Annotated in this window: 24 protein-coding genes; 17 read left to right on the top strand and 7 right to left on the bottom strand. The window is 46.3% G+C overall.

Features of this window, described 5'->3' with window-relative positions; all coding sequences use genetic code 11:
- Window positions 1-39 precede the first annotated feature (39 nt).
- From wcaK to galE, 5 genes are all read left to right on the top strand, one after another.
- Window positions 40-1,302, top strand: coding sequence for a colanic acid biosynthesis pyruvyl transferase WcaK (wcaK, locus tag ACR6AS_RS08200; RefSeq protein WP_111139199.1), 1,263 nt, complete (start codon window positions 40-42; stop codon window positions 1,300-1,302).
- Between the two features lie 4 nt (window positions 1,303-1,306).
- On the top strand, window positions 1,307-2,530 hold the full coding sequence (locus ACR6AS_RS08195) for a glycosyltransferase (protein WP_111139200.1): 1,224 nt from the start codon (window positions 1,307-1,309) through the stop codon (window positions 2,528-2,530).
- Window positions 2,527-3,867 carry a lipopolysaccharide biosynthesis protein gene (locus ACR6AS_RS08190; protein ID WP_367395626.1) on the top strand — a complete coding sequence of 447 codons (1,341 nt, stop codon included), beginning with the start codon at window positions 2,527-2,529 and terminating at the stop codon, window positions 3,865-3,867. Before ACR6AS_RS08195 ends, ACR6AS_RS08190 begins: the two co-directional genes overlap by 4 nt.
- 278 nt (window positions 3,868-4,145) lie before the next feature.
- Window positions 4,146-5,048: a UTP--glucose-1-phosphate uridylyltransferase GalF gene (gene galF, locus ACR6AS_RS08185; protein ID WP_418797526.1), complete on the top strand. Its 903-nt coding sequence runs from the start codon at window positions 4,146-4,148 to the stop codon at window positions 5,046-5,048.
- A 42-nt stretch (window positions 5,049-5,090) separates the two neighbouring features.
- A complete protein-coding gene (gene galE / locus ACR6AS_RS08180; protein WP_111139203.1) occupies window positions 5,091-6,104 on the top strand; it encodes a UDP-glucose 4-epimerase GalE in 1,014 nt (337 codons plus the stop codon).
- Between the two features lie 84 nt (window positions 6,105-6,188).
- Here galE and ACR6AS_RS08175 read toward each other — a convergent pair whose 3' ends face one another.
- The 3 genes from ACR6AS_RS08175 to rfbB are packed head-to-tail and all read right to left on the bottom strand — an operon-like array spanning window position 6,189 to window position 9,331.
- Complete coding sequence (locus tag ACR6AS_RS08175; protein WP_434161716.1) at window positions 6,189-7,337, bottom strand: acyltransferase family protein; 1,149 nt, start codon at window positions 7,335-7,337, stop codon at window positions 6,189-6,191.
- Window positions 7,338-7,385: 48 nt separating this feature from the next.
- On the bottom strand, window positions 7,386-8,249 hold the full coding sequence (gene rfbA / locus ACR6AS_RS08170; RefSeq protein WP_434161714.1) for a glucose-1-phosphate thymidylyltransferase RfbA: 864 nt from the start codon (window positions 8,247-8,249) through the stop codon (window positions 7,386-7,388).
- Window positions 8,249-9,331 carry a dTDP-glucose 4,6-dehydratase gene (rfbB, locus tag ACR6AS_RS08165; protein ID WP_434161712.1) on the bottom strand — a complete coding sequence of 361 codons (1,083 nt, stop codon included), beginning with the start codon at window positions 9,329-9,331 and terminating at the stop codon, window positions 8,249-8,251. The genes rfbA and rfbB overlap by 1 nt, the downstream gene beginning before the upstream one ends.
- 543 nt (window positions 9,332-9,874) lie before the next feature.
- Between rfbB and ACR6AS_RS08160 the strand changes: the two genes are divergently transcribed.
- The 12 genes from ACR6AS_RS08160 to gnd all read left to right on the top strand — a co-directional run bounded on the left by ACR6AS_RS08160 (window position 9,875) and on the right by gnd (window position 21,075).
- Window positions 9,875-10,201, top strand: a complete 327-nt coding sequence (locus ACR6AS_RS08160; RefSeq protein ID WP_375717043.1) for a hypothetical protein — start codon at window positions 9,875-9,877, stop codon at window positions 10,199-10,201.
- A 1-nt stretch (window position 10,202) separates the two neighbouring features.
- On the top strand, window positions 10,203-10,958 hold the full coding sequence (locus ACR6AS_RS08155; protein WP_434161710.1) for a glycosyltransferase family 2 protein: 756 nt from the start codon (window positions 10,203-10,205) through the stop codon (window positions 10,956-10,958).
- A 2-nt stretch (window positions 10,959-10,960) separates the two neighbouring features.
- Window positions 10,961-12,604 carry a glycosyltransferase family 4 protein gene (locus tag ACR6AS_RS08150; protein WP_434161708.1) on the top strand — a complete coding sequence of 548 codons (1,644 nt, stop codon included), beginning with the start codon at window positions 10,961-10,963 and terminating at the stop codon, window positions 12,602-12,604.
- On the top strand, window positions 12,597-13,625 hold the full coding sequence (locus tag ACR6AS_RS08145) for a WavE lipopolysaccharide synthesis family protein (RefSeq protein ID WP_434161707.1): 1,029 nt from the start codon (window positions 12,597-12,599) through the stop codon (window positions 13,623-13,625). Before ACR6AS_RS08150 ends, ACR6AS_RS08145 begins: the two co-directional genes overlap by 8 nt.
- On the top strand, window positions 13,612-14,544 hold the full coding sequence (locus ACR6AS_RS08140; RefSeq protein WP_434161706.1) for an NAD-dependent epimerase/dehydratase family protein: 933 nt from the start codon (window positions 13,612-13,614) through the stop codon (window positions 14,542-14,544). The genes ACR6AS_RS08145 and ACR6AS_RS08140 overlap by 14 nt, the downstream gene beginning before the upstream one ends.
- Window positions 14,545-14,575: 31 nt before the next feature.
- Window positions 14,576-15,631, top strand: a complete 1,056-nt coding sequence (locus tag ACR6AS_RS08135; RefSeq protein WP_434161705.1) for a WavE lipopolysaccharide synthesis family protein — start codon at window positions 14,576-14,578, stop codon at window positions 15,629-15,631.
- On the top strand, window positions 15,631-16,449 hold the full coding sequence (locus ACR6AS_RS08130; protein ID WP_434161703.1) for an ABC transporter permease: 819 nt from the start codon (window positions 15,631-15,633) through the stop codon (window positions 16,447-16,449). The genes ACR6AS_RS08135 and ACR6AS_RS08130 overlap by 1 nt, the downstream gene beginning before the upstream one ends.
- The gene (locus tag ACR6AS_RS08125; RefSeq protein ID WP_434161701.1) at window positions 16,446-17,171 is read left to right on the top strand and encodes an ABC transporter ATP-binding protein; all 726 of its coding nucleotides are present in this window, start codon (window positions 16,446-16,448) and stop codon (window positions 17,169-17,171) included. The genes ACR6AS_RS08130 and ACR6AS_RS08125 overlap by 4 nt, the downstream gene beginning before the upstream one ends.
- 12 nt (window positions 17,172-17,183) lie before the next feature.
- Complete coding sequence (locus ACR6AS_RS08120; protein ID WP_434161699.1) at window positions 17,184-17,825, top strand: PI-PLC domain-containing protein; 642 nt, start codon at window positions 17,184-17,186, stop codon at window positions 17,823-17,825.
- Window positions 17,815-18,450: an HAD family hydrolase gene (locus tag ACR6AS_RS08115; protein WP_375717034.1), complete on the top strand. Its 636-nt coding sequence runs from the start codon at window positions 17,815-17,817 to the stop codon at window positions 18,448-18,450. Before ACR6AS_RS08120 ends, ACR6AS_RS08115 begins: the two co-directional genes overlap by 11 nt.
- Window positions 18,451-18,454: 4 nt before the next feature.
- Window positions 18,455-19,516 carry a nuclear transport factor 2 family protein gene (locus ACR6AS_RS08110; RefSeq protein ID WP_434161697.1) on the top strand — a complete coding sequence of 354 codons (1,062 nt, stop codon included), beginning with the start codon at window positions 18,455-18,457 and terminating at the stop codon, window positions 19,514-19,516.
- A 149-nt stretch (window positions 19,517-19,665) separates the two neighbouring features.
- Complete coding sequence (gene gnd, locus ACR6AS_RS08105; protein ID WP_111141976.1) at window positions 19,666-21,075, top strand: NADP-dependent phosphogluconate dehydrogenase; 1,410 nt, start codon at window positions 19,666-19,668, stop codon at window positions 21,073-21,075.
- 82 nt (window positions 21,076-21,157) lie between these two features.
- On the opposite strand, the gene ACR6AS_RS08100 is transcribed toward gnd, so the two are convergent.
- The 4 genes from ACR6AS_RS08100 to ACR6AS_RS08085 form a co-directional block, all read right to left on the bottom strand.
- A complete protein-coding gene (locus tag ACR6AS_RS08100) occupies window positions 21,158-22,453 on the bottom strand; it encodes a succinylglutamate desuccinylase/aspartoacylase family protein (RefSeq protein WP_293771735.1) in 1,296 nt (431 codons plus the stop codon).
- A gap of 105 nt (window positions 22,454-22,558) precedes the next feature.
- Window positions 22,559-23,350, bottom strand: a complete 792-nt coding sequence (locus ACR6AS_RS08095) for an ABC transporter substrate-binding protein (RefSeq protein ID WP_434161695.1) — start codon at window positions 23,348-23,350, stop codon at window positions 22,559-22,561.
- A 66-nt stretch (window positions 23,351-23,416) separates the two neighbouring features.
- Window positions 23,417-23,893: a YbaK/prolyl-tRNA synthetase associated domain-containing protein gene (locus ACR6AS_RS08090; protein ID WP_418797520.1), complete on the bottom strand. Its 477-nt coding sequence runs from the start codon at window positions 23,891-23,893 to the stop codon at window positions 23,417-23,419.
- Window positions 23,880-24,188 carry a transcriptional regulator gene (locus ACR6AS_RS08085; RefSeq protein WP_434161693.1) on the bottom strand — a complete coding sequence of 103 codons (309 nt, stop codon included), beginning with the start codon at window positions 24,186-24,188 and terminating at the stop codon, window positions 23,880-23,882. Before ACR6AS_RS08085 ends, ACR6AS_RS08090 begins: the two co-directional genes overlap by 14 nt.
- Window positions 24,189-24,344 lie beyond the last annotated feature (156 nt).

Raw genomic sequence — 24,344 nt, 5'->3', positions numbered from 1 at the left:
GCGGCTTAGAGAATTAAAAAAAATTCATTCGGAGTTGTTATGAAAATTTTATTGGTGGGTAACCATACGTGTGGGAATCGCGGGGATGGCGCGATTCTTCGTGGACTGATCGATTCGATGCGGTCCGCACGCAGTGATTTAGACATTGATGTGATCAGCCGTTATCCAACCAGCTCCGGTTATCTGCTCCAGCAGGATATTCAGCAGGATGCGCTCTACCTGCACAACAGTAAGTCAGGCAAGGGCCTGGTCGGTTCGTTTAAGCGTAAGGTTGCCAACCGTCTGATGCCTGACATCATGATGGCGCATCTGGGCAAAGGCGGCGTCTTTAAGTCGTTTGCCGTGCCACCGCACCTGAAAGCCTTTACCGAAAGCCTGGCAAAATATGATGCGATCATTCAGGTGGGCGGTTCGTTCTTCGTCGATCTCTATGGCGTGACCCAGTTTGACCACGCGCTCTGTGCGCTGATGGCGAAAAAACCGATCTACCTGATCGGCCACTCGGTCGGACCTTTCCAGAACCCGCGCGTCAATGCGCTGGCGAACTTTGTGTTTGACCGCGTTGACAGCCTGGTGCTACGTGAATCCGTCAGCCTCGATCTGATGAAGCGCGATGGCGTGACCAGCTCGAAAGTGGCCCCTGGCGTTGATACGGCCTTCCTGGTGCGTGCGCGCGAGGTGGAAAATCCGAGTCATAATCTGCTGCACTGGCAGGGCATTATCGACGGACGTAAAACCATCGCCATCACCGTGCGTGAACTGGCGCCGTTTGATAAACGTCTGGGCGTGACACAGAAAGAGTATGAGGCGGCATTTGGTCGGGTGATCAACGCGATGATCGCCGAAGGCTATCAGGTCGTGGCGTTCTCGACCTGCACCGGTATCGACAGCTACGCCAAGGATGACCGCATGGTCGCCCTGACGCTGCGCGACCACGTGACGCAGCCTGAACATTATCATGTCATCATGGATGAGTTTAATGACCTTGAGCTGGGCATCCTGCTGAGCCACTGCCATCTGACCATCGGCACGCGCCTGCACTCGGCGATTATCTCCATGAACTTTGGCACCCCGGCCGTGGCGATCAACTACGAGCACAAGTCGATGGGCGTCATGAATCAGCTTGGTCTGCCACAGATGGCAACCGATGTAAAAAGCCTGATGGATGGCTCGCTGATCGACAAGGTCAAAACTGTCCTTGCCGACTACGACAACATCAAGGCGAAGGTCGACACGGCCGTTGCGAATGAAAGGGAAATTGGCAACCGGATCACTGAAGAGATTCTTAAAGTATTAGGGTAATGTGATGAAACTGACTTTTTTCACCATGCGTTTCCCGGTTGCCTCTGAGACATTCGTTTTAAATCAGGTAACCCACTTTATTGATGCCGGTTACGAGGTGGAGATTATTTCAGTCTTTCCCGGCGATTTAGTGAACCGGCATGCCGCGTTTGACGAGTATGGCCTGGCGGCCAAAACCCACTATCTGCTGCCGGAAGAGAAGATCTCGATCGTCGATAAGCTGAATCAGCGCATCAGGCTGGTTCTGCCTAAAGTGACGAAGCCTTCGCTGCTGCGTTCACTGAATATGCGCCGCTACGGCGCGCAGTCCAGCAAACTGCTGCTGCCGTCGATTGTGGCCAATGCGAAACAGGTCTTTACCGCCGATGTGTTTCTGGTGCATTTCGGATATGCCGGTGCGCTGGCGAACAAGCTGCGTGAACTGGGCGTGCTTCAGGGTAAGCAGGCGACCGTGTTTCACGGTGCCGATATCTCCCGCCGCCATATCCTGGAAGAGCACAAGCTAGACTACGTCAATCTGTTCCGTCAGAGCGAACTGATGCTGCCAATCAGCCACCTGTGGAAGAACAAGCTGATTGAGATGGGCTGCCCGCCGGAAAAAATCCATGTCACGCGCATGGGCATCGAGCCGGAGAAGTTTAATTTCCAGCCCCGCCAGGCGTTTCAGAAACCGCTGCGCATCGTCTCGGTGGCGCGTCTGACCGAGAAAAAGGGGCTGGATGTGGCCGTTAAAGCCAGTGCCATCCTGAAGCAGCGTGGCGGTCAGTTTCAGTACACGATTATCGGCAACGGCGACCAGGATGAGATGATGCGTGATTTCATCGCCCGTGAGGGAATGGAAGATTGCGTCAGCATGCCGGGCTTTAAGCCACAGGAGGAGATCCGTCGTGCGCTGAGCGAGGCGGACATCTTCCTGCTGCCCTCCAAAACCGCCGCAGATGGCGATATGGAGGGTATTCCGGTCGCGCTGATGGAGGCGATGGCGGTCGGTCTGCCGGTCGTTTCAACCTTCCACAGCGGTATCCCCGAGCTGATCGAGAACAACGTCTCCGGCTGGCTGGTGGATGAGGATGACCCCGAGGCGCTGGCGGAGACGCTGCTGAAGCTCTCTCAGGGTGAAGTGGATGTGGCGCCGGTGGTTGCGGCGGCGCGCCATAAAGTTGAGACTGAATTTAATCAGCATATCGCCTATGGCGAACTGGCGCAGATTCTGGAGCGACTGGTGTGAGTGGATTTAAGTCACAGGCGATTTGGCTGTTTGGCAGCACCTGCTTCTCGGCGGTGCTGCAGGTTGCGCAGCTGAGCTTTCTCGCCCGCAAACTGGAGACCCACGAGCTGGGGCTGCTGGCCATCATCAACGCCATCCTGGCGGTGGCGGGGGTGCTGCAGGATATGGGGATGAGCAGTTATCTGGTGCATCGCCAGAACATTACCCGTCGCGAGCAGAGTACCATCTACTGGGTGAACGTCTCGCTCAGCTTGTGTACCGGCCTGATCATGCTGCTGATCGCCTTCCCGGTCTCCTGGTTCTATCATCTGCCGGAGCTGACAGGGTTGATCATGCTGACCAGCCTGAACTTCCTTGTGCTGGGGCATCTGTCGCAGTATCAGGCGCATTACATCAAAACCAAGCGGATGGTATCGCTGGCGAAGATCGAGATGGGCACCAAGCTGTTGGCCTTCCTCTGTGTGGTAGCGATGCTGGAGTTCACCTCGCTGACGGTAGCCGCGGCGATTCTTGGTCTGTTTATCAACGCCTTTACCCGTATCCTCTGCATGATTGCGCTGGGTGAGAAGTCGTGGCGTCCGACCTGGGAGTTCGACAAGGCGACCTTCTTCGGTGCGATTCGTTACGGCAGCTACCAGCTCGGCTCACAGACCATCAACCAGCTGCGCACCCAGGCGGATGCACTGGTGGTCGGTAAGGTGATGGGGGCCGAGATGCTGGGCGTCTACTCGCTGGCGAAAGAGCTGGTGCTGCAACCGCTGAAGCTGGTGACGCCGGTGATCAACCGTCTGGCGCTGCCGCGCTTTGCGGAAAAGCAGCACGACCCCGAGCAGCTGAAGAAGCTGTTCCTGAAGGGGACGCTGGGTATCATGCTGTTCAGCAGCGCCATGTACCTGGCGATTGGCATCCTCTCACCGGTTATCGTCCGTCTGCTCTACGGCCCGTCACATGAGCAGGTTTATCACCTGATTCCACTGATGCTGCTGTTCGGGATGCTGCGGCCGATGGGCGGCCTTACCGGGGCGATTTCGCAGGCTAACGGACGCACCAACGTTGAGTTCTACTGGAACATTGTGGCGAGTATCGTGGTGCTGGCCGTTCTGGCAACCACCTTTATCTGGCCAAACGTGCTCTATGTTGCGCTGACGCTCTCTATCTCGCAGATCCTGATTTCCGCCCTGGCGCATCCGTTCTTTATCAGGCCGGTAATTGGCATTCGGTTTATACCCTATGCCCGCCAGTGGGTCGCGGTGTCGGTGGTGTTTGTCGGCGTAATGCTGCTGGTTAATCACTTTAATCTGTTTGTGATGCCAGAGTGGTTTGAGGGCTGGCTGTAATCACCAGATGAATATATTTGCGGGCGACCTCCGGGTCGCCCGTTTTCATTTATGGCTGGCCTCAGCGACGTCGTGCGCATTTGCAAAAAGAGCAGTGACTATCTTCGATTACTGATTGTCTTTGTTCAGTTTATGCTGCCACTGGCAATGGGCAAAATGCCGAATTTCTAAGTTATCACAGAGAGTTACTGTCCGCTTTTCAGATAAAGATTATACTTGCACTTCCGGCCGATCCTGCATAATCGACCCACATCTTCATTTTATTAAACGGAATAAATATGACCAAGCTTAAAGCAGTAATCCCGGTTGCGGGCCTCGGTATGCATATGCTCCCTGCGACTAAAGCCATTCCGAAAGAGATGCTGCCCGTCGTCGACAAACCGATGATCCAGTACATCGTTGACGAATGTGTTGCCGCGGGTATTAAAGAAATTGTGCTGGTCACGCATGCCTCAAAAAATGCGGTCGAAAACCACTTCGACACCACCTATGAGCTGGAAGCTCTGCTGGAAGCGCGCGTGAAGCGTCAGCTGCTGAGCGAAGTGCAGTCTATCTGTCCGCCGGGCGTAACGATCATGAACGTGCGTCAGGCACAGCCACTGGGTCTGGGCCACTCCATTCTCTGCGCCCGCCCGATGATCGGTGATAACCCGTTCGTCGTGGTGCTGCCGGATGTCCTGCTGGATGACTCTACTGCAGACCATATGCGCTATAACCTCGCGGCGATGGTAGCCCGTTTCGAAGAGACCGGCCACAGCCAGGTTCTGGCGCAGCATATGCCCGCGACTGATCTCTCCGAATACTCGGTCATCACCACCGAAGAGCCAATAGCTCATCCGGGCGATATCAGTAAAATCAAAACTTTTGTTGAGAAGCCAGAGCATCCGGCTGAACTGAACTCCGATCTGGCCGCTGTAGGGCGTTACGTGCTCTCTGCCGATATCTGGGCCGAACTCGAGCGCACCGAGCCAGGTGCCTGGGGCCGTATTCAGCTGACTGATGCGATCGCCAGCCTGAGCAAACATAAAACCGTTGATGTTTCACTGCTGACCGGGCACAGTTTCGACTGCGGCCGCAAGCTCGGTTATATGCAGGCGTTTGTCTCCTATGGACTGCGCAACAACGCGCAGGGTCGCGATTTCCGCGAAGCGATTCAGACCATTCTCGCCAAACAAAAGTAATGAATTTGCCGCGCGCTGCGCGGCCGATTGAAAGGAGTTCACATGGCCATTTTAGTCACGGGCGGAGCAGGGTATATCGGCTCCCATACGGTACTGGCGCTGCTGCAGCGCGGTGATGATGTTGTAGTGCTGGATAACCTCTGCAACGCCTCACGCGAAGCGATCAATCGCGTTGAAAAGCTGGCGGGTAAAAAAGCGACCTTCGTCGAAGGCGATATCCGCGATCGTGCCTGTCTGCGTGACCTGTTTGCAGCCAACAGCATTTCTGCGGTCATCCATTTCGCAGCACTCAAAGCGGTAGGTGAATCGACCCGTATGCCGCTGGAGTATTATGAGAACAACGTTGCAGGCACCGTGGTTCTGCTGGAAGAGATGCGCAATGCCGGTGTCTGGAACTTTATCTTCAGTTCATCAGCCACGGTCTACGGCGCAGATGCGCCGGTTCCTTATGTGGAAACGACCCCGATTGGCGGCACGACCAGCCCTTACGGCACCTCCAAGCTGATGACCGAATTCGTTATGCGCGACTTCGCAAAAGCTGAGCCGAAGTTTAAGGCAATTGCGCTGCGTTATTTCAACCCGGTTGGCGCGCATGAGTCAGGCGAAATCGGTGAAGACCCTACCGGCATCCCGAACAACCTGCTGCCCTATATCGCCCAGGTGGCCATTGGCCGTCTGGAGAAGCTGGGTGTCTTTGGTGGCGATTACGATACGCCAGACGGGACCTGTCTGCGCGACTACATCCATGTGGTCGACCTGGCGGAAGGGCACCTGAAAGCGCTGGATCACCTGAGTCAGGTCGACGGCTATACTGCCTTTAACCTGGGCGGGGGCAAAGGCTTCTCCGTGCTGGAGATGATCAGGGCGTTTGAAAAAGCGTCTGGCAAAGCGATTCCTTTCGAGATCAAGCCACGTCGTGACGGCGACCTGCCGGCGTTCTGGGCCGATGCCTCGCTGGCGAACACGAAGCTTGACTGGCGCGTGACGCGCGGCATCGACGAGATGATGCGCGATACCTGGAACTGGCAGAGCAAGAACCCGGATGGGTTTAAGTAATTGAAAAAAAGGCGAACTTCGGTTCGCCTTTTTTTTTACTAAATTATAGCTGTTACTGAACTGGATGGTAATGTATCGAACTCATTACGCAGTGGCATCATACTTGCGGGCTAATTTCCGGCCTTTATTTCGTAAAGGCACTTCCAGATAGCGATAACTCATTTCGGATGAAATAAAAATCAGCCCTAAGGCGATTATCGTCATCAATAACGATCTCAGATACGAATCACCAGCGGGAAAACCGTAGTGAACCATGATGCGTATCGTAGATTCCTGTACAAAATAGATTACAGGCATGTGCGCCAGATAGATACTGTAGGATCGGGACGCTATCCAGTTCATCGAACGAGACACGATGCCTTCACTTTCGAGCACCATAAAATAGCCTCTATTCCAGGAAGCTATATAAACCAGTATCGTAGAAACGAGTGCTAAAGAGCCAAAAAGGTAAACCGAACCTTTCAAGGCAGCTGGAATAGCGAAAAGCGAAAAAAGCAGTAAAAAATTCACCAGATAGCGTAGATACCATTGCCACAGAATAACCGGTTTGATTTTATCGCCCAGCGACAACTTCAGCATAGCTAAGAAAACACCAAAAATAAGGCCGTGGTAGCGGAAGTTAGGAGTCCAGTCACCTTGCTGAACAGTGTAGAGCAGGAAAACGGCAATGAGTGAGAGTGTGATTACTTTCCAGCTCGTTTTCATGAAAAGAAGGACAAATGGCGTAACAAAATAGAATTGTTCTTCTAATGATAGTGACCAGTACGGACCATACGTTGGCAAATAACCTTGCTCAAGAAGATAACCGGAAAAAATATTGAAAGAGAATGTAATAATAGTGATGCAATAAGTAATATTATGCCTGAACTCTCCAAATGCCTGAGTAACATTATAAAACGCTGAAAAAAAGAGGATAACAAACATCCAGAACCATGATGCTGGTAATAATCGGTATACTCTTTTAACAAAAAAAGGAAAAATTGTGTGCCGGAGTATTTGCGTAGGCGATTGTTTTTTATCCATCTGGGTGAGGAGATTTGTGGTAATCAAATAACCGGAAATGGCAAAAAAAAGATCTACACCAGGCCAGAACTCGACATATTTGTTGATATTTTGAAGCAATTGATGTTTGCTCCAGATATATAGGGTAGGTAAATGCTCAAAAAGAACAGCAATTATTGCAAAAAATCTCAGGTACTCGATTTCAAAATTGAGAGTGCCTTTTTTTCCCATGCTCATCACCACTTCAAAGGGATTATGGCGGGAAAACCCGCCTGAAGATTATTTAACTAATCCCATAAGATACTGGCCATATTCCGTCTTAGACAATTTTTGACCTTCATTATAGACATCCTGGCTTGAAAGCCAGCCATTTTTGAAGGCGATCTCTTCAAGGCAGGCAACTTTGAACCCCTGTCTTTTTTCAATCGTATGAATAAACTGAGAAGCTTCGATCAGGCTGTCATGCGTACCAGTGTCAAGCCAGGCAAAACCGCGGCCCAGAAGTTCTACATTCAGCTTGTTTTGTTCTAAATAGATACGGTTAAGATCAGTAATTTCTAACTCACCACGGTGCGAAGGTTTTAAGGTACGCGCGTAATCCGTGACGTTGTTATCATAGAAATATAGGCCTGTGATAGCCCAATTGGATTTTGGTTGAGCAGGTTTTTCTTCCAGCGATAAAGCCTTAAAATTCGTGTCAAACTCGACCACACCAAATCGCTCAGGATCTTTAACCTGATACCCAAACACAGTAGCTCCATTGGTATTCGCAGACGTGCGCGCCAAAACTGGAGCAAATCCCTGACCAAAGAAAATATTATCACCGAGAACTAATGCGCAACTTTCATTGTTGATGAATTTTTCACCGATAATGAATGCCTGTGCAAGACCATCCGGACTCGCCTGAATTGCATAACTTAAATTAATTCCGAACTGGCTGCCATCACCCATCAGTCTGACAAAAGAAGCGTGATCATCAGGTGTAGTGATAATCAGTATATCCCTGATACCTGCCAACATAAGAACAGAGACAGGATAGTAAATCATAGGCTTATCGTATACAGGCAGTAGCTGCTTAGATACACCTTTGGTGATTGGGTATAAACGAGTACCAGAACCACCAGCAAGAACGATGCCTTTCATTATAAATCCTCACCTGTATTATTTTCTAAACCCAGTCGCTGTCCCTGATAAGATCCATCCTGAACGCGTTTCCACCACCACTCATTTTCAAGATACCACTTAACAGTTTTGCGCAAGCCGGTAGTAAAAGATTCCTGTGGAACCCAGCCTAATTCATGTTCAATTTTAGAAGCATCGATTGCATAGCGAAGATCATGTCCTGGGCGATCTTTAACGAATGTAATTAGCTCACGGTAACTGCTGAGATTTGGCTGAGTTGACGGAGAGAGTTCATCAAGGATGTCACAGATAGTCTGAACTACGGTCAGGTTTGTCTGTTCATTGTGGCCGCCAATATTATAGGTCTCGCCAATGAGACCTTTCCTGACAACTTCATAAAGTGCTCTGGCGTGGTCTTCAACATATAACCAGTCACGAATCTGGCTGCCGTTACCGTAGACCGGTAGAGGCTTACCATGAAGAGCATTAAGAATAGTAAGGGGAATCAATTTTTCCGGGAAATGATAAGGACCATAGTTATTAGAGCAATTGGTCACCAGAACCGGAAGGTTATAGGTCCGATGCCACGCTCTTACCAGATGGTCGCTGCTCGCTTTTGAAGCAGAGTAGGGACTGCTTGGAGAGTAGGGCGTCGTCTCGGTGAACAAATCAGAGGTGTTGTGCAGATCGCCATATACTTCATCTGTTGAGATGTGATGAAAACGGAAATTAGCTTTATCAGAACTACTCAACTGATTGTAATACAGGCGTGATGCTTCCAGCAGATTGTAGGTGCCGATAATATTAGTCTGTATAAATGCTCCGGGCCCATCGATTGAGCGATCTACATGACTTTCAGCAGCTAAGTGCATGATTGCATTAGGTTTAAATGAGTTTATCACTGATTTCATTGCTTCAAAATCGCAGATATCAGCTTCAACAAAAGAAAATCCAGGTGAATTTTCAATCGTTTTTAAGGAATCGAGATTACCTGCGTAAGTTAAAGCATCAACAACTAATACCTCATTATCCTCATCAGCAACCAGAAGCCTCACTACAGCTGACCCGATGAAACCTGCACCGCCAGTAACTAAAATTTTCATACTTTTCCCGAAGATTAGCATTTTGTTGTACGGCCTGATTATCTCATATCGTACGAAACTGATGTCAATAACTCATCATTATGACGAGTTAATGCATCCTTGACCAGTTCAGGACACAACGACAAGAACAAATCGATCGTTGAGTTAAGGCATATGGTTAGCATTGAAATTAGTAGGTTGCATATAATAACTGTGTCACCAGAGTGCGGGTTTCATACGATGCATCAATTTTTTTATGCAGAAGATCACTTTACAATCCCTGCGCCATATTTCGAAGAAAGGTGCTACCGTGTTAGAATTAAGAGGTTTTTTCCCTGGACAGCTAAAGCATGGAATGTCATTTTTTAACCAGTTAAAATTGAAAAAATTATATAAATCAATAGCTTAAGTTTTTTTGCTAAGAGTGATGAAGTTTTATTGAGCACTTTAGTTGCTAAAGCTAAGGGCGGTAGCGTGCTTTTTTCATCATATTTTCCTATGAAATTGACTTATCCCGATTAAGAAATTTCTACTTCAAGCAAGGCTATTTTTAGGGTTAATCTTATGGAAATTAAAAAGGTAGACCAGTTTGTGCGTGGTTGGTTTGTTGGTGGTTTCGAGCCGACGCTTTATAAAACAACGGATGTAGAAGTTGCTGTACAGCACTTCAAAGCCGGTGATAAAGAAGCAAGTCATTGCCACAAAATCGCTACAGAGATCACCGTCATCGTCACTGGTAAAGCCTTAATGAACGGTAATCTGGTCAGTGCGGGAGAAGTCATTAAAATATCTCCTGGTGAGTACACAGATTTCGAAGCTCTTGAAGACACTGTAACTACAGTGGTGAAAGTTCCCGGCGCATTAAATGATAAATATCTTAAGGCAGAATAAAATGTTAAATATCGTTGTTCCTATGGCAGGTAGAGGCAGTCGGTTCGCTAAAGAAGGTTACGCTGATCCGAAACCTTTAATCCCTCTCAACGACAAGCGCATGATTGAAGTTGTTATTAACAATCTTAAACCTAATCAACCTCACAGGTTTATTTTTATCTGCCAGCAAGAACATATTGAAAAATACGATTTATCAACCAAGCTCAAAGAATGGGCACCAGGATGCGAAATTGTTGGTATCGATGGTATCACTGATGGAGCAGCCTGTACGGTACTGTGTGCCAAAAAATTCATCGATAATGAACAGCCGTTAATGATTGCCAATTCTGACCAGTGGATTGATATCGATATCAATGATTATCTGAAATATATGGACGATAAAAATCTATCCGGTCTGATTATGACTATGTCAGCTAGCGATCCAAAATGGTCTTATGCTGAGTTAAACAGTGACGATAAAGTTGTTCGCGTTGTCGAAAAGGAAGTGGTATCCGAAGAAGCAACCGTAGGTATTTATAATTTCAGGCATGGTGCAGACTTTTGTCGTAACGCTAACAAAATGATTGAACTTGACGAGCGCACCAATGGTGAGTTTTACGTAGCCCCTGTATATACCTGGATGTATCGCGATGAGGATGCAGATATCGGCGTTTATAACATTGGTGCTGAAGCAGACGGAATGTATGGTTTAGGAATCCCTTCTGATTTGAAATTGTTTTTATCGCTGGATGTTTCAAAGAAAGCGCTGGACTTTTAAGTATGATTAATGCCAAGAAAAAAATATGCCTGATTGGTCATGAGTGTGGCTATTATAAAGGACAAGGTGGTATTGCCACTTATATTGAGCATACCGCAAAAGGATTTAGCAAGTTAGGATACGAAGTTCATACAATTTTTTTGCATGGCAGCGATCTGGATGATCCAGCCATCACTTGCTGGAAAATAAAAGATAATTTCAGCATTTTCAAAAATTCCAAAGCAATTGATGATGTACTGTCGCAAATAAAGCCTGACTTTGTAGAAGTTACTGACTTCATTGGTCTTGCGAGTTATACGCTTGCAAAACGCGCGATTGATGGATTGGACTATTCATGTCGTTTTATCACGAATAATCATACTGGCATCCGTGAAGTATGGGAGTGGGGTACAGCACTGAATTTTATGGAGTGTGCACCTCCGTGGATGATAGAAATGTATCAGTATGAGAGAGCACAATCGATTCTGAGTGATGCCAATTTCTCAACATCTCATTTTCTTGCCGATTATCTCAGCAACTTACACGATACAACAGTCCATACCTGCCCGTCCTATTATCCGCTGGCTGAACAAACTATTCCGCCAGTCAGAGATAAAAATAACACTATTGAAATTCTTTCCCTGGGCCGCTTTGAGCTTAGAAAAAAACAGGAACTATTGATACTAGCGGCCTGTGAATTAATGGTTGAAGGCTATGACCTGCATGTAACATTAATCGGCAACAGCGGAGACGACTTTTACGATCGTCGCGACTATATGGATACATGCTATGGTCTTATTCCGCTAGAACTGAAAAAGAAATTTAGTTTTTATGATTTTATTCCTTATAAGGAATTACAAAAACAATATAAAAACTATGATCTGTTTGTCATTCCATCGCCTTATGAAAATTTCCCAAACACAGCGCTGGAAGCCATTAACTATGGTCTGATTGTGGCTGGAAGTAAAACAAGTGGTATCGCAGATATGAGCGGACCCGCGGCTGAAAAACTCTGTTTCGAGAAAAATTCTGTTGATTCCATCAAGAAGATGCTGACAGGGTTTAGCAGTATGAGTCGTGAAGAAAAAGAAGAGATCAGAAAAGTTCAGCGCGAATCATTAAAATCTCTGGTTAGCTTTGAAAGTGCTATTGTCAACCGAGTGAGTCAGTACGAAAGTATCGAAATTAAATCGACCCCGGTACGGCCTCAACGTGAAAAATGTCTCTTTATTACTATGAGAGATGATGCGCGTCTCGAATATTTGGTGTTAGGTGATAAGAAGATTCATGTTGATAGCAATGAAGCGCATCAGCTAATAAATGCCGCAGAGTATATGATTATTTTGCCTGCTGATAATGTTAATGATGTGAATCTGGAAAAGAATTATTTTCCTGAGAAAAATATTATATCTGCGACTTCTTATCACCATCCCTACGGAACCGTATTGGACATCAATAAGTCCAGAAAAGCTTTCTCGCAAATCATCATCAACGTTGCTGATATTTCTATCAATAAACATGTTAAAACGTCCAGATTGATTGCAGAAATACTGTTCTCCTGTAAAGATGTTGTTTTCTTCAAGGAGGAATCATCAAGGGTAGAAAAGGGTATTGGCATTGATTTAATGTATGAACTTGACCTGTTGAGATATAAATATAATGGCTAATAATATTTCGGTAATTATTCACGGTCCTCTTGAAGAGGATTTTTTAGAAAAAAACTTAAAAGCAATACAAAAACAACTTAGCAATGCGAAAGTTATCATCTCGACTTACATAAAAGATGCTGAAAAAGTCCAGACTCTCTTAAAAAAATTGAATCCTGGTGCCTATGAAAAGATACAAGTAATAGGCTGTGATGACGTTTTTAATCCAGGCTTTTTTAATATAAATCGTCAGATTAACCTGGTTAATGCGGCACTTGATGTAATTGATGAGAATTCTTTTGTCATCAAAGTCAGGATGGATCAGACCGTTAACTTTGCGTCTTTGATGAGATTAGTGAAGAATTTTACATCAGATGTTAAGGATAAGTTGATAACGACCAACTGTTATACGCGCGCTGACCGCTGGTACCATCCATCAGATATGTTGCTTGCAGGCGAATACAGGGTATTAAGAGATTACTATCCTGTCGAGTTTTTTAAAGAAACTCATATGGATAATATTCTGTTAATCAGAGAATTAGTTAAAAATAATCATGTAAAAGATTTTTATAACTACTGGCCTGAATCCCGTCTTTTTACTAATTTCGTTAAAAAGAGGGGGGGCGTTATTAAAGAGTCTCCTGAAGATAGTTTTGAAAAGCTAAAAACACATGTATTTATTATCAATAGTTGGGATATCTCCCTGAAGTGGAAGAAGTTCCTGAAAGGATGGATTCCTGTTCTGCCCTATACTTTTAAAATGGCTCCTTTCAGAGATGGACCTGAAGAGGATGCGTATAATTTTAAAGCAAGCGATCTTAATGTGGTTCCTTCAAAAATTAAAGAGAGTGTGTTCATCAAACTTTCTACGATTTATTTTAAAACTGGAATGTATCATTTCAATCCACTCTTTTTTAGTTATCGCAACTTTTTATTAAGAGTGGGACGTAAGGTCTTTGATATTTCTTTAAAATTTATTCCTCCTATTTTTCATCATACTCTCGTTACAATAGGACGAAAGTTTTATTATGCTATCAAGTAATCTCTATATCGTTGGTTGGCGTGGCTATATAGGTCTGTCTCTATTAAATTATTTAAGCAATACAAGTTTTAAGAAACAGATATTTCTATATAGCCGCGATAAAGAAGCCAGCGACGTTGCTCCAGACTTCGTTAATGCTACTTTGTGCCGGCACGATGATTTTGTAAGCAAAATCGTGCATGATGATAATCCCGTTGTTTATTACCTTGCAAATAGTTTCTCCCCGGCAGAATCGCAGAGCCATGCGCTCGAGAGCGTTAGCTCTAATTTATTGCCCTTTATTCGTCTTCTTGAAGATATAAAGTTCGTAGCCAGCAAGATTACTTTTATTTTCTCTTCATCTGGTGGGACTATTTACGGAGATACTGGTGGCGAGAAATGTCGTGAAGATCATGCTCTTTCACCAAAAACTATTTATGCAGCAAATAAACTGGCTCAGGAATCGTATCTGCAGGTTTATCTTTGTAACTATGGGTTGAACTATCGGATACTACGGATTGCCAATCCCTATGGACCGGGACAAATTTTCAAAGGTGGACAAGGACTCATTCCTGCAATAATGGACTCCTACAAAAGGAAGTTACCTGTAAAAATCTATGGTGATGGCACAGCTTCACGTGATTATATTTATATTGACGATCTCCATAAGTGCTTCATAAAGTCAGCTTTATATGAAGGAGATGTGAGAATCTTTAATGTCGGTTCAGATTCAAAGTATTCTATTTTAGATATTATTGAGCATTTTCATCGGCATGGCATTGTTGTCGATACTGTCAAAGTGAAAAGCGATGTATCAGTTGTTAATTCTATAGCCCTGGATATTTCGCGCGCTAAAAGAGAGTTTAACTGGTCACCTCAAACAAGTCTTGAGATTGGTTTGAAAAAATACATTGAATGGTATGAATCAACCTTACAATAAATCAAGACATGAATTCTAAGTAACGTGGACAATGCATCCTGATAATCTGATCTTACAGAGTGAAGTTTCCATCATTATTCAGGGGGGGATTTTAACGGCCTCTCGCGAATTAGATAATGACTTTATTTTTAATCTAAACCTGACATTGGATAACTTTCCAGAAGCAGAAATCATTGTTTCTACATGGAAGACAGATGATGTCATTGAAGATAGCCTCAAAGTTTCCTATCCCAGCATCAAATTTTTATTCAACGAGGATGTAGGATCGATCTCCAAGAATATTGATGGCGTGAACGTTGTCAGTAATGTCAATCGAATGCTAGTGTCCAGCCTTAATGGGTTAAGATGCGCGTCGAAAAAGTATTCGATAAAAATGAGGACGGATTCATATTTATATAATGACAGTATTCTTTCTTACCTGGGTGATTACTTTATCAAAAACAAATTCTTGTCTGTAAAAGATATTATGCGACAGGAAGAGTATGCTGTTTTTAGCCGTCACCTCATCAACTGCAACTTATTCGCTCGTAACCCATACAGTCAGCTTCCTTTCCTCTATCACCCAGGTGATATTATGGTGGCAGGTTTGACAGAAGATGTTTTACGCTTCTTCGACATTTCACTTGCTGATGAAAGTATTTTCCAGCATTGCAAAAGCTTAATGAATGCATGTTACATGCGTTATGTACCAGAGCAATATGTATGGGTGAAAAACTTAGAGCGTTCCATTAAAGGGTTTGAATTCCCAGGAAATTTTTTCAGAAATTCAGTAGAGGTGGAGCGTTCTGAAAAAATGTATCTTAACAATTTCCTGCCTTTGGATTCAGCAAGGCTGGGTTTTGTCTGGCGTAAACATAAAGAGGTCTATTTTAACAAAGGCTGGTCCAGTCTATATCAACCTTTTGACTGGATTTATTTGTATTCCAGATATATCAAAAAACAGAAAAGTTCTCGTCCAGTAATCTGGTATTTAAGATCGCTGCAAATAACGCTGATGAAGGTTTATTTCTTTTTCAGAACTCAACTGCTTAAGTTGCCTTATGTGCGTAAAATTGCTTATCGCTTATTTGTAAAGAGAGGAAATTGATGAAAGGTTTTGTATCCACTCCGCAGAGCAGGACGACTTTAGCGGAAGTATTAGGTTCTATGAATTTGATAAAGGAGTTTATTCGAAGAGATTTCAATGTTCGTTATAAACAGACAAGTTTAGGGATCCTGTGGGCAATAATTAATCCAGGTGTCAATATACTCCTTTATCTGTTTGTATTTGGGTTGCTGGTAAAAGTGCCGACGCCAGAATATAATGCGCCTTATGCCGCTGTTTTGATTTCTGGTATTCTTTTCTGGAATCTTTTTGCTACAAGTATGATGGCTGCAAGTGATGCAATAATAAATAATATGCATCTTTTAACAAAGGTCTATTTTCCGAGGATATCGCTATGTATAGCAAGTGTATTTGTAGCGTTTATTGACTTCGTTATAGCTTTCATTGTTTTTATACCTCTCGCTATCTTTTATGGTGTACATTTTGATTTCTCGCGTCTCTTTTTTCTCATACCCTGCATAATTATTACGCTTATGCTCGGCTGCGGCGTGGGTTGTTTTATGGCAATTCTGAAATTACGTTTTCGCGATTTACGGCACGTACTTCCCTTAGCAACGCAGGCTCTTTTCTTTGCTTCTCCCGTTGTATATACGCTTACAATAGTGCCGAAAGAATTTCATCAATATTACTCTTTCAACCCAATGACAGGTATTGTTGCTCTATCTCGCTGGGCCTTGCTTGGCGGTAATAGCATTGATGTCACTACGTTATTGTATAGTTTCATTACTGCCATTGTTTTAGTCATCTTTGGTGTGTACTACTTTATCAAAAATGATAGATTAATTGCGGATTACGAATGATTACCTTTGAATCTGTTACACGTGAATTTAGTGTTGGAAATTACCAACACAGTACTCTCAAAGAACTTTTTTCGTTTAACAAAAAACGTTCTCAACCAGAGAAAATATACCGAGCTGTTGATGACGTCTCATTTTCAATTACACCAGGACAGGCAGTGGGCGTACTGGGCCGAAACGGAGCTGGTAAGTCTACTCTGCTCAAACTTTTGACCAGAATCATTGCCCCAAGTTTCGGTAAAATAACAGTCGATGGATCTATATCCTGTTTGCTTGAGGTTGGAGCTGGATTTCATCACGAGCTTTCAGGCTATGAAAACATTTTTTTGAGTGGTTCAATCTTAGGTATGAGCCGCAAAGAAATTGAAACAAAAATTGAAAGCATTATTGAGTTTGCAGAAGTCCGGGATTTTATCTATGAGCCGGTAAAATATTATTCATCTGGTATGTACGTAAGACTTGCCTTTTCAATTGGTGTCCATCTGGATTCAGAAATTCTGGTCATTGATGAAGCGCTGGCAGTTGGCGATGCCAACTTTCAGGCGAAATGTTTAAACAAGATAAATGAAGTTAAAGAAAGTGGGAAAACGATTTTCTTTGTAAGCCATAACGTGCATCAGGTAGAAAGTATCTGTGATGCTTGCCTCGTTATGGAAAAGGGAAAACTCATTTATCAGGGTGAAACTGCTCAGGCTGTTCAAATCTACGATCAGTTAATTAAGTAAAGAAGGTTAAAAATGATAGTTATCTCTCATCGTGGCTACTGGAAGTCTTTACACGAAAAAAATACTGAAGCAGCTTTTATCCGTTCGTTTCAGCTTGATCTTGGTACAGAGACTGACTTGCGAGACTTCAATGGTGAAATCGTAATCAGTCATGATATACCTGATGCTTCTTGTATGACATTCCAACATATGCTTGAGTTATACAAAATGCATACAACATCAAATCCGCCTTTAGCGCTTAATGTTAAAGCTGACGGTCTTCAAAAGAAAGTTAAAGATATTCTTGAACTTATGGGTATTACAAACTACTTCTTTTTTGATATGGCCCTGCCTGACTCTCTTGCATATTATCAGCATGATTTAAAAGCTTTTGTGAGATATAGTGAATTTGAATGCCTTAATTCACTTTATGATATGTCTGAAGGAGTCTGGTTAGACGGATTTAAAAAAGATTTGGTGGAAGAGGACTTATTAAACAAAATCTTATCGGATGGAAAGAAAGTTTGTATTGTTTCTCCAGAGTTGCACAAAAGGAATCACATTGAAAGCTGGGAGAAATATAAAAAGTTCAATGATAAACTACTTTCCTCGTCTAATTTAATTATTTGTACCGATTACCCTGAAGAATGTATGGAGTTTTTTAATGGCTACTAATATTAAAGCTGTTATTTTCGATATGGACGGAGTCCTTATCGATGCTAAAGATTGGCATTATGAGGCATTGAATACTGCTTTGGATCTGTTTGGACTGACAATTTCTCGTCAGGAACACTTGACAACTTATGATGGTTTACCGACTAAAGATAAGCTCATCATGCTAAGCAAAGATAAAGGTTTATCAACTAATCTTCATAGTTTTATTAATGAAATGAAACAGCAGTATACAATGGAGATTGTGAATAATAAATGTAAGCCAATGTTCCATCATGAATATGCACTTTCCATGTTAAAAAAAGATGGTTATAAAATGGCTGTTGCTTCAAATTCTATCAAGCACTCAATTGAAGTCATGATGGAACGTGCGCATCTTGCACAATATCTGGAGTTTTATGTCTCTAACCAGGATGTTGTCAAGGGCAAACCTGATCCGGAAATGTATAATAAAGCGATTTCGATGCTTGGTTTAAAACCTACTGAGTGCGTCATTGTTGAAGATAATGAAAATGGTATCAAAGCAGCCAGAGCCAGTGGGGCACATGTGCTTGAAGTTGAAACTGTCTATGATGTTAATTACGCGAACATAAAAAGGTTCATCTCTTTGGTAGAGAGCGAGGTTTGATGGCATGTTAAATATTATTATTCCAATGAGTGGAGCCAGTCTTTATGAAACCAGCGCTGACTTCATATATCCAAAAATCCTGACAGAAATCAATAATCGTACTTTACTGGAATATTCCCAGGATATATTTTCTACGTTGACTGAAGAGCACAAAAGCCTTTTTGTTGTTCCTGCAGATAAACTATCAAAGCTTGCCCTGGGTAATATTATTGAACTGATATCTCCTCATGCTGTTATCATCCCATTGCAAGGTATGACTAAGGGTGCTGTTTGCAGCAGTATGATGGCGATTGACCACATCAATCTTGATGATGAATTGATTATTGCTTCTGCCGATCATTACATTAATGATGATCTTCAGCAGGTACTGGAGTATTTCAGAAGCCTGAAGGCGGATGCCGGGGTACTAACCTTTGAATCTGTCCATCCAAAATGGTCTTTTGTTAAAACTAACGAAGAAGGTTTGGTCGTACAGACTGCTGAAAAGAATGCGATTAGTCGCAATGCCGTGGCAGGGCTTTACTACTTCAAACGTGGATCTGATTTCATCGAGGCTGCCAAGGAGCTAATTCGTAAGGATAACGCTATCGATAATAATTTCTATCTTTCCTCCTCATTAAATGAACTGGTCCTGAAAGGTAAGAAGATAGTAATGCGTCCTCTTGGGGATTCGGTGTATCACAATTTTTATGATGCACATGCTGTGAAGGCTTTTGAATTGTCACATGCTAATCCTTTACCACCCGTTAAAAAATTGACTGAAAAATATATTGCTGCTTTCAATTCGCGTTCTTTACATGATGTGGTTGAAATGTTTGACCGTAATGCCACCCTGACCGATCCAGGAAATCACAAGATTGGTCAGGAAAATATCCGTGGTATGCTTGTACAACTTTTCAGTGATGTTAAGTTGCTCGAATTCAATGCACTTTCTATCATCGCGGAACAAAACAGATCGGTCATTGAGTTTGAACTCAAGCTTGATGATAAGTTGCTGCGTGGTGTTGATATCATTGACTGGAATAATAAAGGCCATATTACAAAACTTAATGCTTATTTGTATTAATTTGTATAGGATTTTTATAACACCAGGGTTGTCAGGGCTATTTAACAGCATCATTTTCTAACTGGTTGATGCTTACCTGGGTTAACATGTTTGCCACTTTTGTTCACAAACCACTGCGTTTGTGAAGTGACCACAGACAGGAGTATGTAATGTCCAAGCAACAGATCGGCGTTGTAGGTATGGCAGTGATGGGCCGCAACCTGGCTCTTAACATTGAGAGCCGCGGTTACACTGTTTCTATCTTTAACCGTTCACGCGAAAAGACTGATGAAGTCATCGCCGAGAATCAGGGCAAGAAGCTTGCTCCTTTTTACACCGTTGAAGAGTTCGTTGAATCGCTGGAAAAACCACGTCGTATCCTGCTGATGGTTCAGGCGGGTGAAGCGACCGATAAAACTATCGCCTCGCTGACGCCTCATCTGGATAAGGGCGACATTCTGATCGATGGCGGTAACACCTTCTATAAAGATACCATCCGTCGTAACAAAGAGCTGTCTGACCAGGGCTTCAACTTTATCGGTACCGGTGTGTCTGGCGGTGAAGAGGGCGCACTGAAAGGCCCATCCATCATGCCTGGCGGTCAGAAAGAAGCTTACGAGCTGGTTGCACCAATCCTGGACAAGATTGCCGCGCGTGCCGAAGATGGCGAAGCCTGTGTAGCTTACATCGGTCCGGACGGCGCCGGCCACTACGTGAAGATGGTCCACAACGGCATCGAATACGGCGACATGCAGCTGATCGCGGAAGCCTACGCACTGCTGAAAGGCGCGCTGGGTCTGAACAACGAAGAGTTGGCTCAAACCTTCACCGAGTGGAACAATGGCGAGCTGAGCAGCTACCTGATCGACATCACCAAAGATATCTTCACTAAGAAAGATGAAGAGGGTAAATACCTGGTCGATGTGATTCTGGATGAAGCGGCGAACAAAGGCACCGGTAAATGGACCAGCCAGAGTTCTCTGGACCTCGGCGAGCCACTGTCATTGATCACCGAATCTGTCTTCGCCCGTTACCTCTCTTCACTGAAAACGCAGCGTGTAGCCGCCTCTAAAGTGCTGAGCGGCCCTCAGGCTCAGGCCTTTACCGGTGACAAAGCGGAATTTATCGAGAAAGTGCGTCGTGCGCTCTATCTGGGTAAAATTGTCTCTTATGCACAGGGCTTCTCGCAGCTGCGTGCCGCATCAGAAGAGAACAACTGGGATCTGCACTACGGTGAAATCGCGAAGATCTTCCGTGCTGGCTGCATCATCCGCGCCCAGTTCCTGCAGAAGATCACTGATGCTTACGCAGAAGATGCAGGCATCGCAAACCTGCTGCTGGCGCCGTACTTCAAAGATATCGCGGATCAGTATCAGCAGGCGCTGCGCGATGTGGTTTCCTACGCGATTCAGAACGGTATCCCGACGCCGACCTTCTCTGCCGCGATTGCTTACTACGACAGCTATCGTTCAGAAGTTCTGCCTGCCAACCTGATTCAGGCGCAGCGTGACTACTTCGGTGCGCATACCTATAAACGCATTGATAAAGACGGTGTGTTCCACACTGAGTGGTTAGATTAATCACTAAAAAGGGCTTCCTTCGGGAAGCCCTTTTTTTATCATGGCAGTAATCAAAGGGCTTCCTGCGGGAAGCCCTTTTTTATCATGCCAGCAAATCCCCACTCCGAATCTCCTGCTCGCCCGCCAGCCTGACGACCAGCATGCCTGCCGTCGCAAAGCGCACCCAGTGCCTCGCATAGAGAATGCCGCCATATTCGGCGACCAGCGGCGTAATGTGATCGGTAACGGGATCGACAATCTCGGCCACGACTTCGCCAGGCCGGATTTGGGCACCCAGCGGCTTACGATGCAGGATCAGACCTGACACGGGTGAGTGGATATATTCGCAGGCCGCTAACGGCGTCGGCGGATTTTTCAGGGCAGGGGAGGAGGCCGACGTTCCTTCGCTGTGACGCTCCTTAATCACTCCTGTCTCTCCCGGCGCTTCCGTCACCTCAGGCACGGTCAGGCCGATGGGGCCATCGTTTATCGCCACTACATCATCGCCCGCCGCATTCGCCGGCACCAGTTCATCCCCGCCAATCACCGGTGCAGCCACCTCTACCGAAATAGCCGGTTCGCTATAGGCGATATAGCCGCCCTCCTGCAGTGCTGCAATAATCGCATCTGCATCCTTCTCCGCCTGTTCAGGTGTCACATCCCGTACGCCACGCAACTCCAGCGTCACCGGCAGTAATCCGCGCGGCATCGGATACGCCTCCCCAAAGCGTTCAGCCAGCGTCAGCCAGGGTTCACAGCAGGCCTCATCAAACGGCTCACCACCGGAGATCTGCGCCAGCAGTTGCACCTCACTGCCCAGCCAGCGCGCCAGTGGCTCAATCTCCGGCCACGCATGTGGTGTGGTGTAGAGATGCGGCACAGCTTCCCAGTCACAGTGCAGGTCAATCATCAGGTCTGCCTGACTGGCCATGCGCATCAGCGTGAAACGCTGTGCATCCAGCTCGGTTTTTGGCACGGTGTCACGGTAGTGGCGATCGATTGCCTCGCGGATCAGGTTGCGGTTCTGGGACTCGCTCTGCGTCAGGCTGTCGGCCAGAGTGGCCGCCAGGGTCGCGCCCAGAGAGGGAAAGCGACGATTAAAATCCTGCCCAGAGAGCGTATGGTAGCGGCCAAGATGGGTGCCATGCCAGTGCTGTCCCAGCGCCAGAGGATTGGCAACCGGTACGAGAGTGAAGGCGGCTTTAAGTTGTCCGGCGGACTCCAGTGCCTGCAGCCGCTGCTTTAAAAACCAGGCCACCGCCATACCGGGCAGTTCATCGCCATGCAGCGCAGCCTGAATATAAACCTGACGTTCATGATCCCCGGCAAAGTGGAAACTGATGATTTCACGCTGGGTGCCTAAAGAGGCGCTTAACAGTGGATGATGTTGTTGATGCATACCGTGTTAATGTCCTTTAATCGGCAAAGGACGACAGCGCGCCGTCCCGAAAAAGTAACAGTATAGTGTCGGATCGCGGTGAGGACGAACGGCGGCGACCGGACCTTACTGCTGGATGGAGATATCCGTGGCAAAGTAGCGTTTCTGAATCTGATCAAAGGTGCCGTTCTTTTTGATCTCAGCAAAGGCGTTGTCCAGCGCACTCTTCAGTTCACTGTCTCCTTTCCGCAGGCCAATAGCGGTGCCGGGGCCGATAATCGGATCCTGAATAATCGGACCGGCCAGCTCAAAATCTTTGCCCTGTAGTTGTTTCAGGAAGCCGATGGCCGCCTGCGCCGCATCGGTAAAGACGGCATCCAGCCGGCCCGACACCAGATCGCTTTCCACCTGCGCCTGATCGCCATAGGGCACCACGGTCACGCCATAGGGCTGCCACTTCGCCAGCGCATAGCGCTCCTGTACCGTTCCCTGTTCCACACCGACAGTTTTGCCCTTCAGTGAATCCACCGCAGGCAGGATGTTGGCGCCTTTACGGGCGATAAGCTGAGTATGGGTGTCGTAAAGGGGAACGGTGAAATCGATCTGTTTCAGGCGCTCTTCGGTGATGCCCATATCGGAGAGGATGGCGTCAAACTTACGCGCTTTCAGAGCCGGGATCATGCCGTCAAACTGGCTTTCAACCCAGACGCACTTCGCCTGCATCTGAGCACAGAGCGCATTGCCCAGGTCGATATCAAAGCCGACCAGCTTGCCCTGCGGCGTCTTTGATTCAAACGGCGGATAGGTCGGATCGACGGCGAAACGAACCTGGTCGATTTTTGCCTGGGCGCCGAACGCGCAGCCTGCCATGACCGCTACAGCCAGCGTCTGGCGCAGACGTTGAGGGAAAATGTTCATGATTTTGCTCTTATTCTGTCGTGATGAGTGTTTCTGCAGAGTATCGCCGGGCTGGCGGGATGGCAATTACTGTGTGATCTGCACCACTTCTGCCGCGCAGAGCGCCCGATAATCCTCGGTGTTCAGGATCACTGAGCGTTCCAGCAGACCGGCGTTAAAGGCGATCTCCGGATAACGTTCAAACAGCGCAGGGTCCACGATGAGTCTGAGGTCGGGATGAAAACTAAAGGGTGGGATCGCGCCGAAGACGCAGCCGGTCAGTTGGGCGGTCTCCGCCGGGCTGGCGAGTGAGGCGCGACGTCCTCCCGCAGCGACGGCGACTTTGCCGAGATCGGCCTGCCGGTCGGCCGGTAACACCGCCAGCACATGCTGCTTCACACCATTGCCTTTCACATGGCAGACCAGCGCTTTCGCACCCTGGCCGATTTCGGTGCCGCGAATCGCCGCGACCGCTTCACATTTTCCGGTGGCCTCATGCTCCATCAGGCGATAGCGGGCCTGATGCTGGTCGAGCAGGGCGATGAGTTTCTCATAAGTCGTCACGTTTCTCTCCTGCTGTCAGTTGCAGCATCAGTGTCTCCAGCATATGCGATTGACGCGGCAATAGGCCGGTTTTCACACCCAGGGGGTTAAGCGCCCGGTTGAGGGGAGCCAGCGTGCTATTCTCCCTGTCCAGCTCAGTGTAGGGCCAGTGCGGCATAACGTCCCTGAGAGAACCCCAACACATTTTGCGAAGCTGCATCAGAAGCTCACCTTGCGATAATTTCTCTTCAGGTAACAGCTGAAGAAGATCCGGTAGCATCGACTCACGTTCAAAAGGGGACAGCGTTTTTTTCATCGTTACCAGCCTTCAATAGGCGGATCCAGATAATTGAATCCCATCGCAGGTATCGTCAGAAGGGATGCCGGAACGCCCCTCCGCTGCAGGCGCTCTCTGAGCCCGGTTACTGGAATTTTTGAGAAGAAGTCTGCTCAGAATTTGCATAAAACGTCA

The organism is Pantoea phosphatilytica, assembly GCF_051025615.1.
GTDB lineage: Bacteria > Pseudomonadota > Gammaproteobacteria > Enterobacterales > Enterobacteriaceae > Pantoea.
The sequence above is the reverse complement of the archived record's forward strand: the minus strand, read 5'-3'. Positions and strand labels throughout refer to the sequence as shown.

Excerpts from the sequence above, each read along its gene's own strand:
- wcaK (WP_111139199.1), top strand. The coding sequence starts at position 40 with ATGAAAATTTTATTGGTGGGTAACCATACGTGTGGGAATCGCGGGGAT.
- ACR6AS_RS08195 (WP_111139200.1), top strand. The coding sequence starts at position 1,307 with ATGAAACTGACTTTTTTCACCATGCGTTTCCCGGTTGCCTCTGAGACA.
- galF (WP_418797526.1), top strand. The coding sequence starts at position 4,146 with ATGACCAAGCTTAAAGCAGTAATCCCGGTTGCGGGCCTCGGTATGCAT.
- galE (WP_111139203.1), top strand. The coding sequence starts at position 5,091 with ATGGCCATTTTAGTCACGGGCGGAGCAGGGTATATCGGCTCCCATACG.
- ACR6AS_RS08175 (WP_434161716.1), bottom strand. The coding sequence starts at position 7,337 with ATGGGAAAAAAAGGCACTCTCAATTTTGAAATCGAGTACCTGAGATTT.
- rfbA (WP_434161714.1), bottom strand. The coding sequence starts at position 8,249 with ATGAAAGGCATCGTTCTTGCTGGTGGTTCTGGTACTCGTTTATACCCA.
- rfbB (WP_434161712.1), bottom strand. The coding sequence starts at position 9,331 with ATGAAAATTTTAGTTACTGGCGGTGCAGGTTTCATCGGGTCAGCTGTA.
- ACR6AS_RS08160 (WP_375717043.1), top strand. The coding sequence starts at position 9,875 with ATGGAAATTAAAAAGGTAGACCAGTTTGTGCGTGGTTGGTTTGTTGGT.
- ACR6AS_RS08155 (WP_434161710.1), top strand. The coding sequence starts at position 10,203 with ATGTTAAATATCGTTGTTCCTATGGCAGGTAGAGGCAGTCGGTTCGCT.
- ACR6AS_RS08150 (WP_434161708.1), top strand. The coding sequence starts at position 10,961 with ATGATTAATGCCAAGAAAAAAATATGCCTGATTGGTCATGAGTGTGGC.
- ACR6AS_RS08145 (WP_434161707.1), top strand. The coding sequence starts at position 12,597 with ATGGCTAATAATATTTCGGTAATTATTCACGGTCCTCTTGAAGAGGAT.
- ACR6AS_RS08140 (WP_434161706.1), top strand. The coding sequence starts at position 13,612 with ATGCTATCAAGTAATCTCTATATCGTTGGTTGGCGTGGCTATATAGGT.
- ACR6AS_RS08135 (WP_434161705.1), top strand. The coding sequence starts at position 14,576 with ATGCATCCTGATAATCTGATCTTACAGAGTGAAGTTTCCATCATTATT.
- ACR6AS_RS08130 (WP_434161703.1), top strand. The coding sequence starts at position 15,631 with ATGAAAGGTTTTGTATCCACTCCGCAGAGCAGGACGACTTTAGCGGAA.
- ACR6AS_RS08125 (WP_434161701.1), top strand. The coding sequence starts at position 16,446 with ATGATTACCTTTGAATCTGTTACACGTGAATTTAGTGTTGGAAATTAC.
- ACR6AS_RS08120 (WP_434161699.1), top strand. The coding sequence starts at position 17,184 with ATGATAGTTATCTCTCATCGTGGCTACTGGAAGTCTTTACACGAAAAA.
- ACR6AS_RS08115 (WP_375717034.1), top strand. The coding sequence starts at position 17,815 with ATGGCTACTAATATTAAAGCTGTTATTTTCGATATGGACGGAGTCCTT.
- ACR6AS_RS08110 (WP_434161697.1), top strand. The coding sequence starts at position 18,455 with ATGTTAAATATTATTATTCCAATGAGTGGAGCCAGTCTTTATGAAACC.
- gnd (WP_111141976.1), top strand. The coding sequence starts at position 19,666 with ATGTCCAAGCAACAGATCGGCGTTGTAGGTATGGCAGTGATGGGCCGC.
- ACR6AS_RS08100 (WP_293771735.1), bottom strand. The coding sequence starts at position 22,453 with ATGCATCAACAACATCATCCACTGTTAAGCGCCTCTTTAGGCACCCAG.
- ACR6AS_RS08095 (WP_434161695.1), bottom strand. The coding sequence starts at position 23,350 with ATGAACATTTTCCCTCAACGTCTGCGCCAGACGCTGGCTGTAGCGGTC.
- ACR6AS_RS08085 (WP_434161693.1), bottom strand. The coding sequence starts at position 24,188 with ATGAAAAAAACGCTGTCCCCTTTTGAACGTGAGTCGATGCTACCGGAT.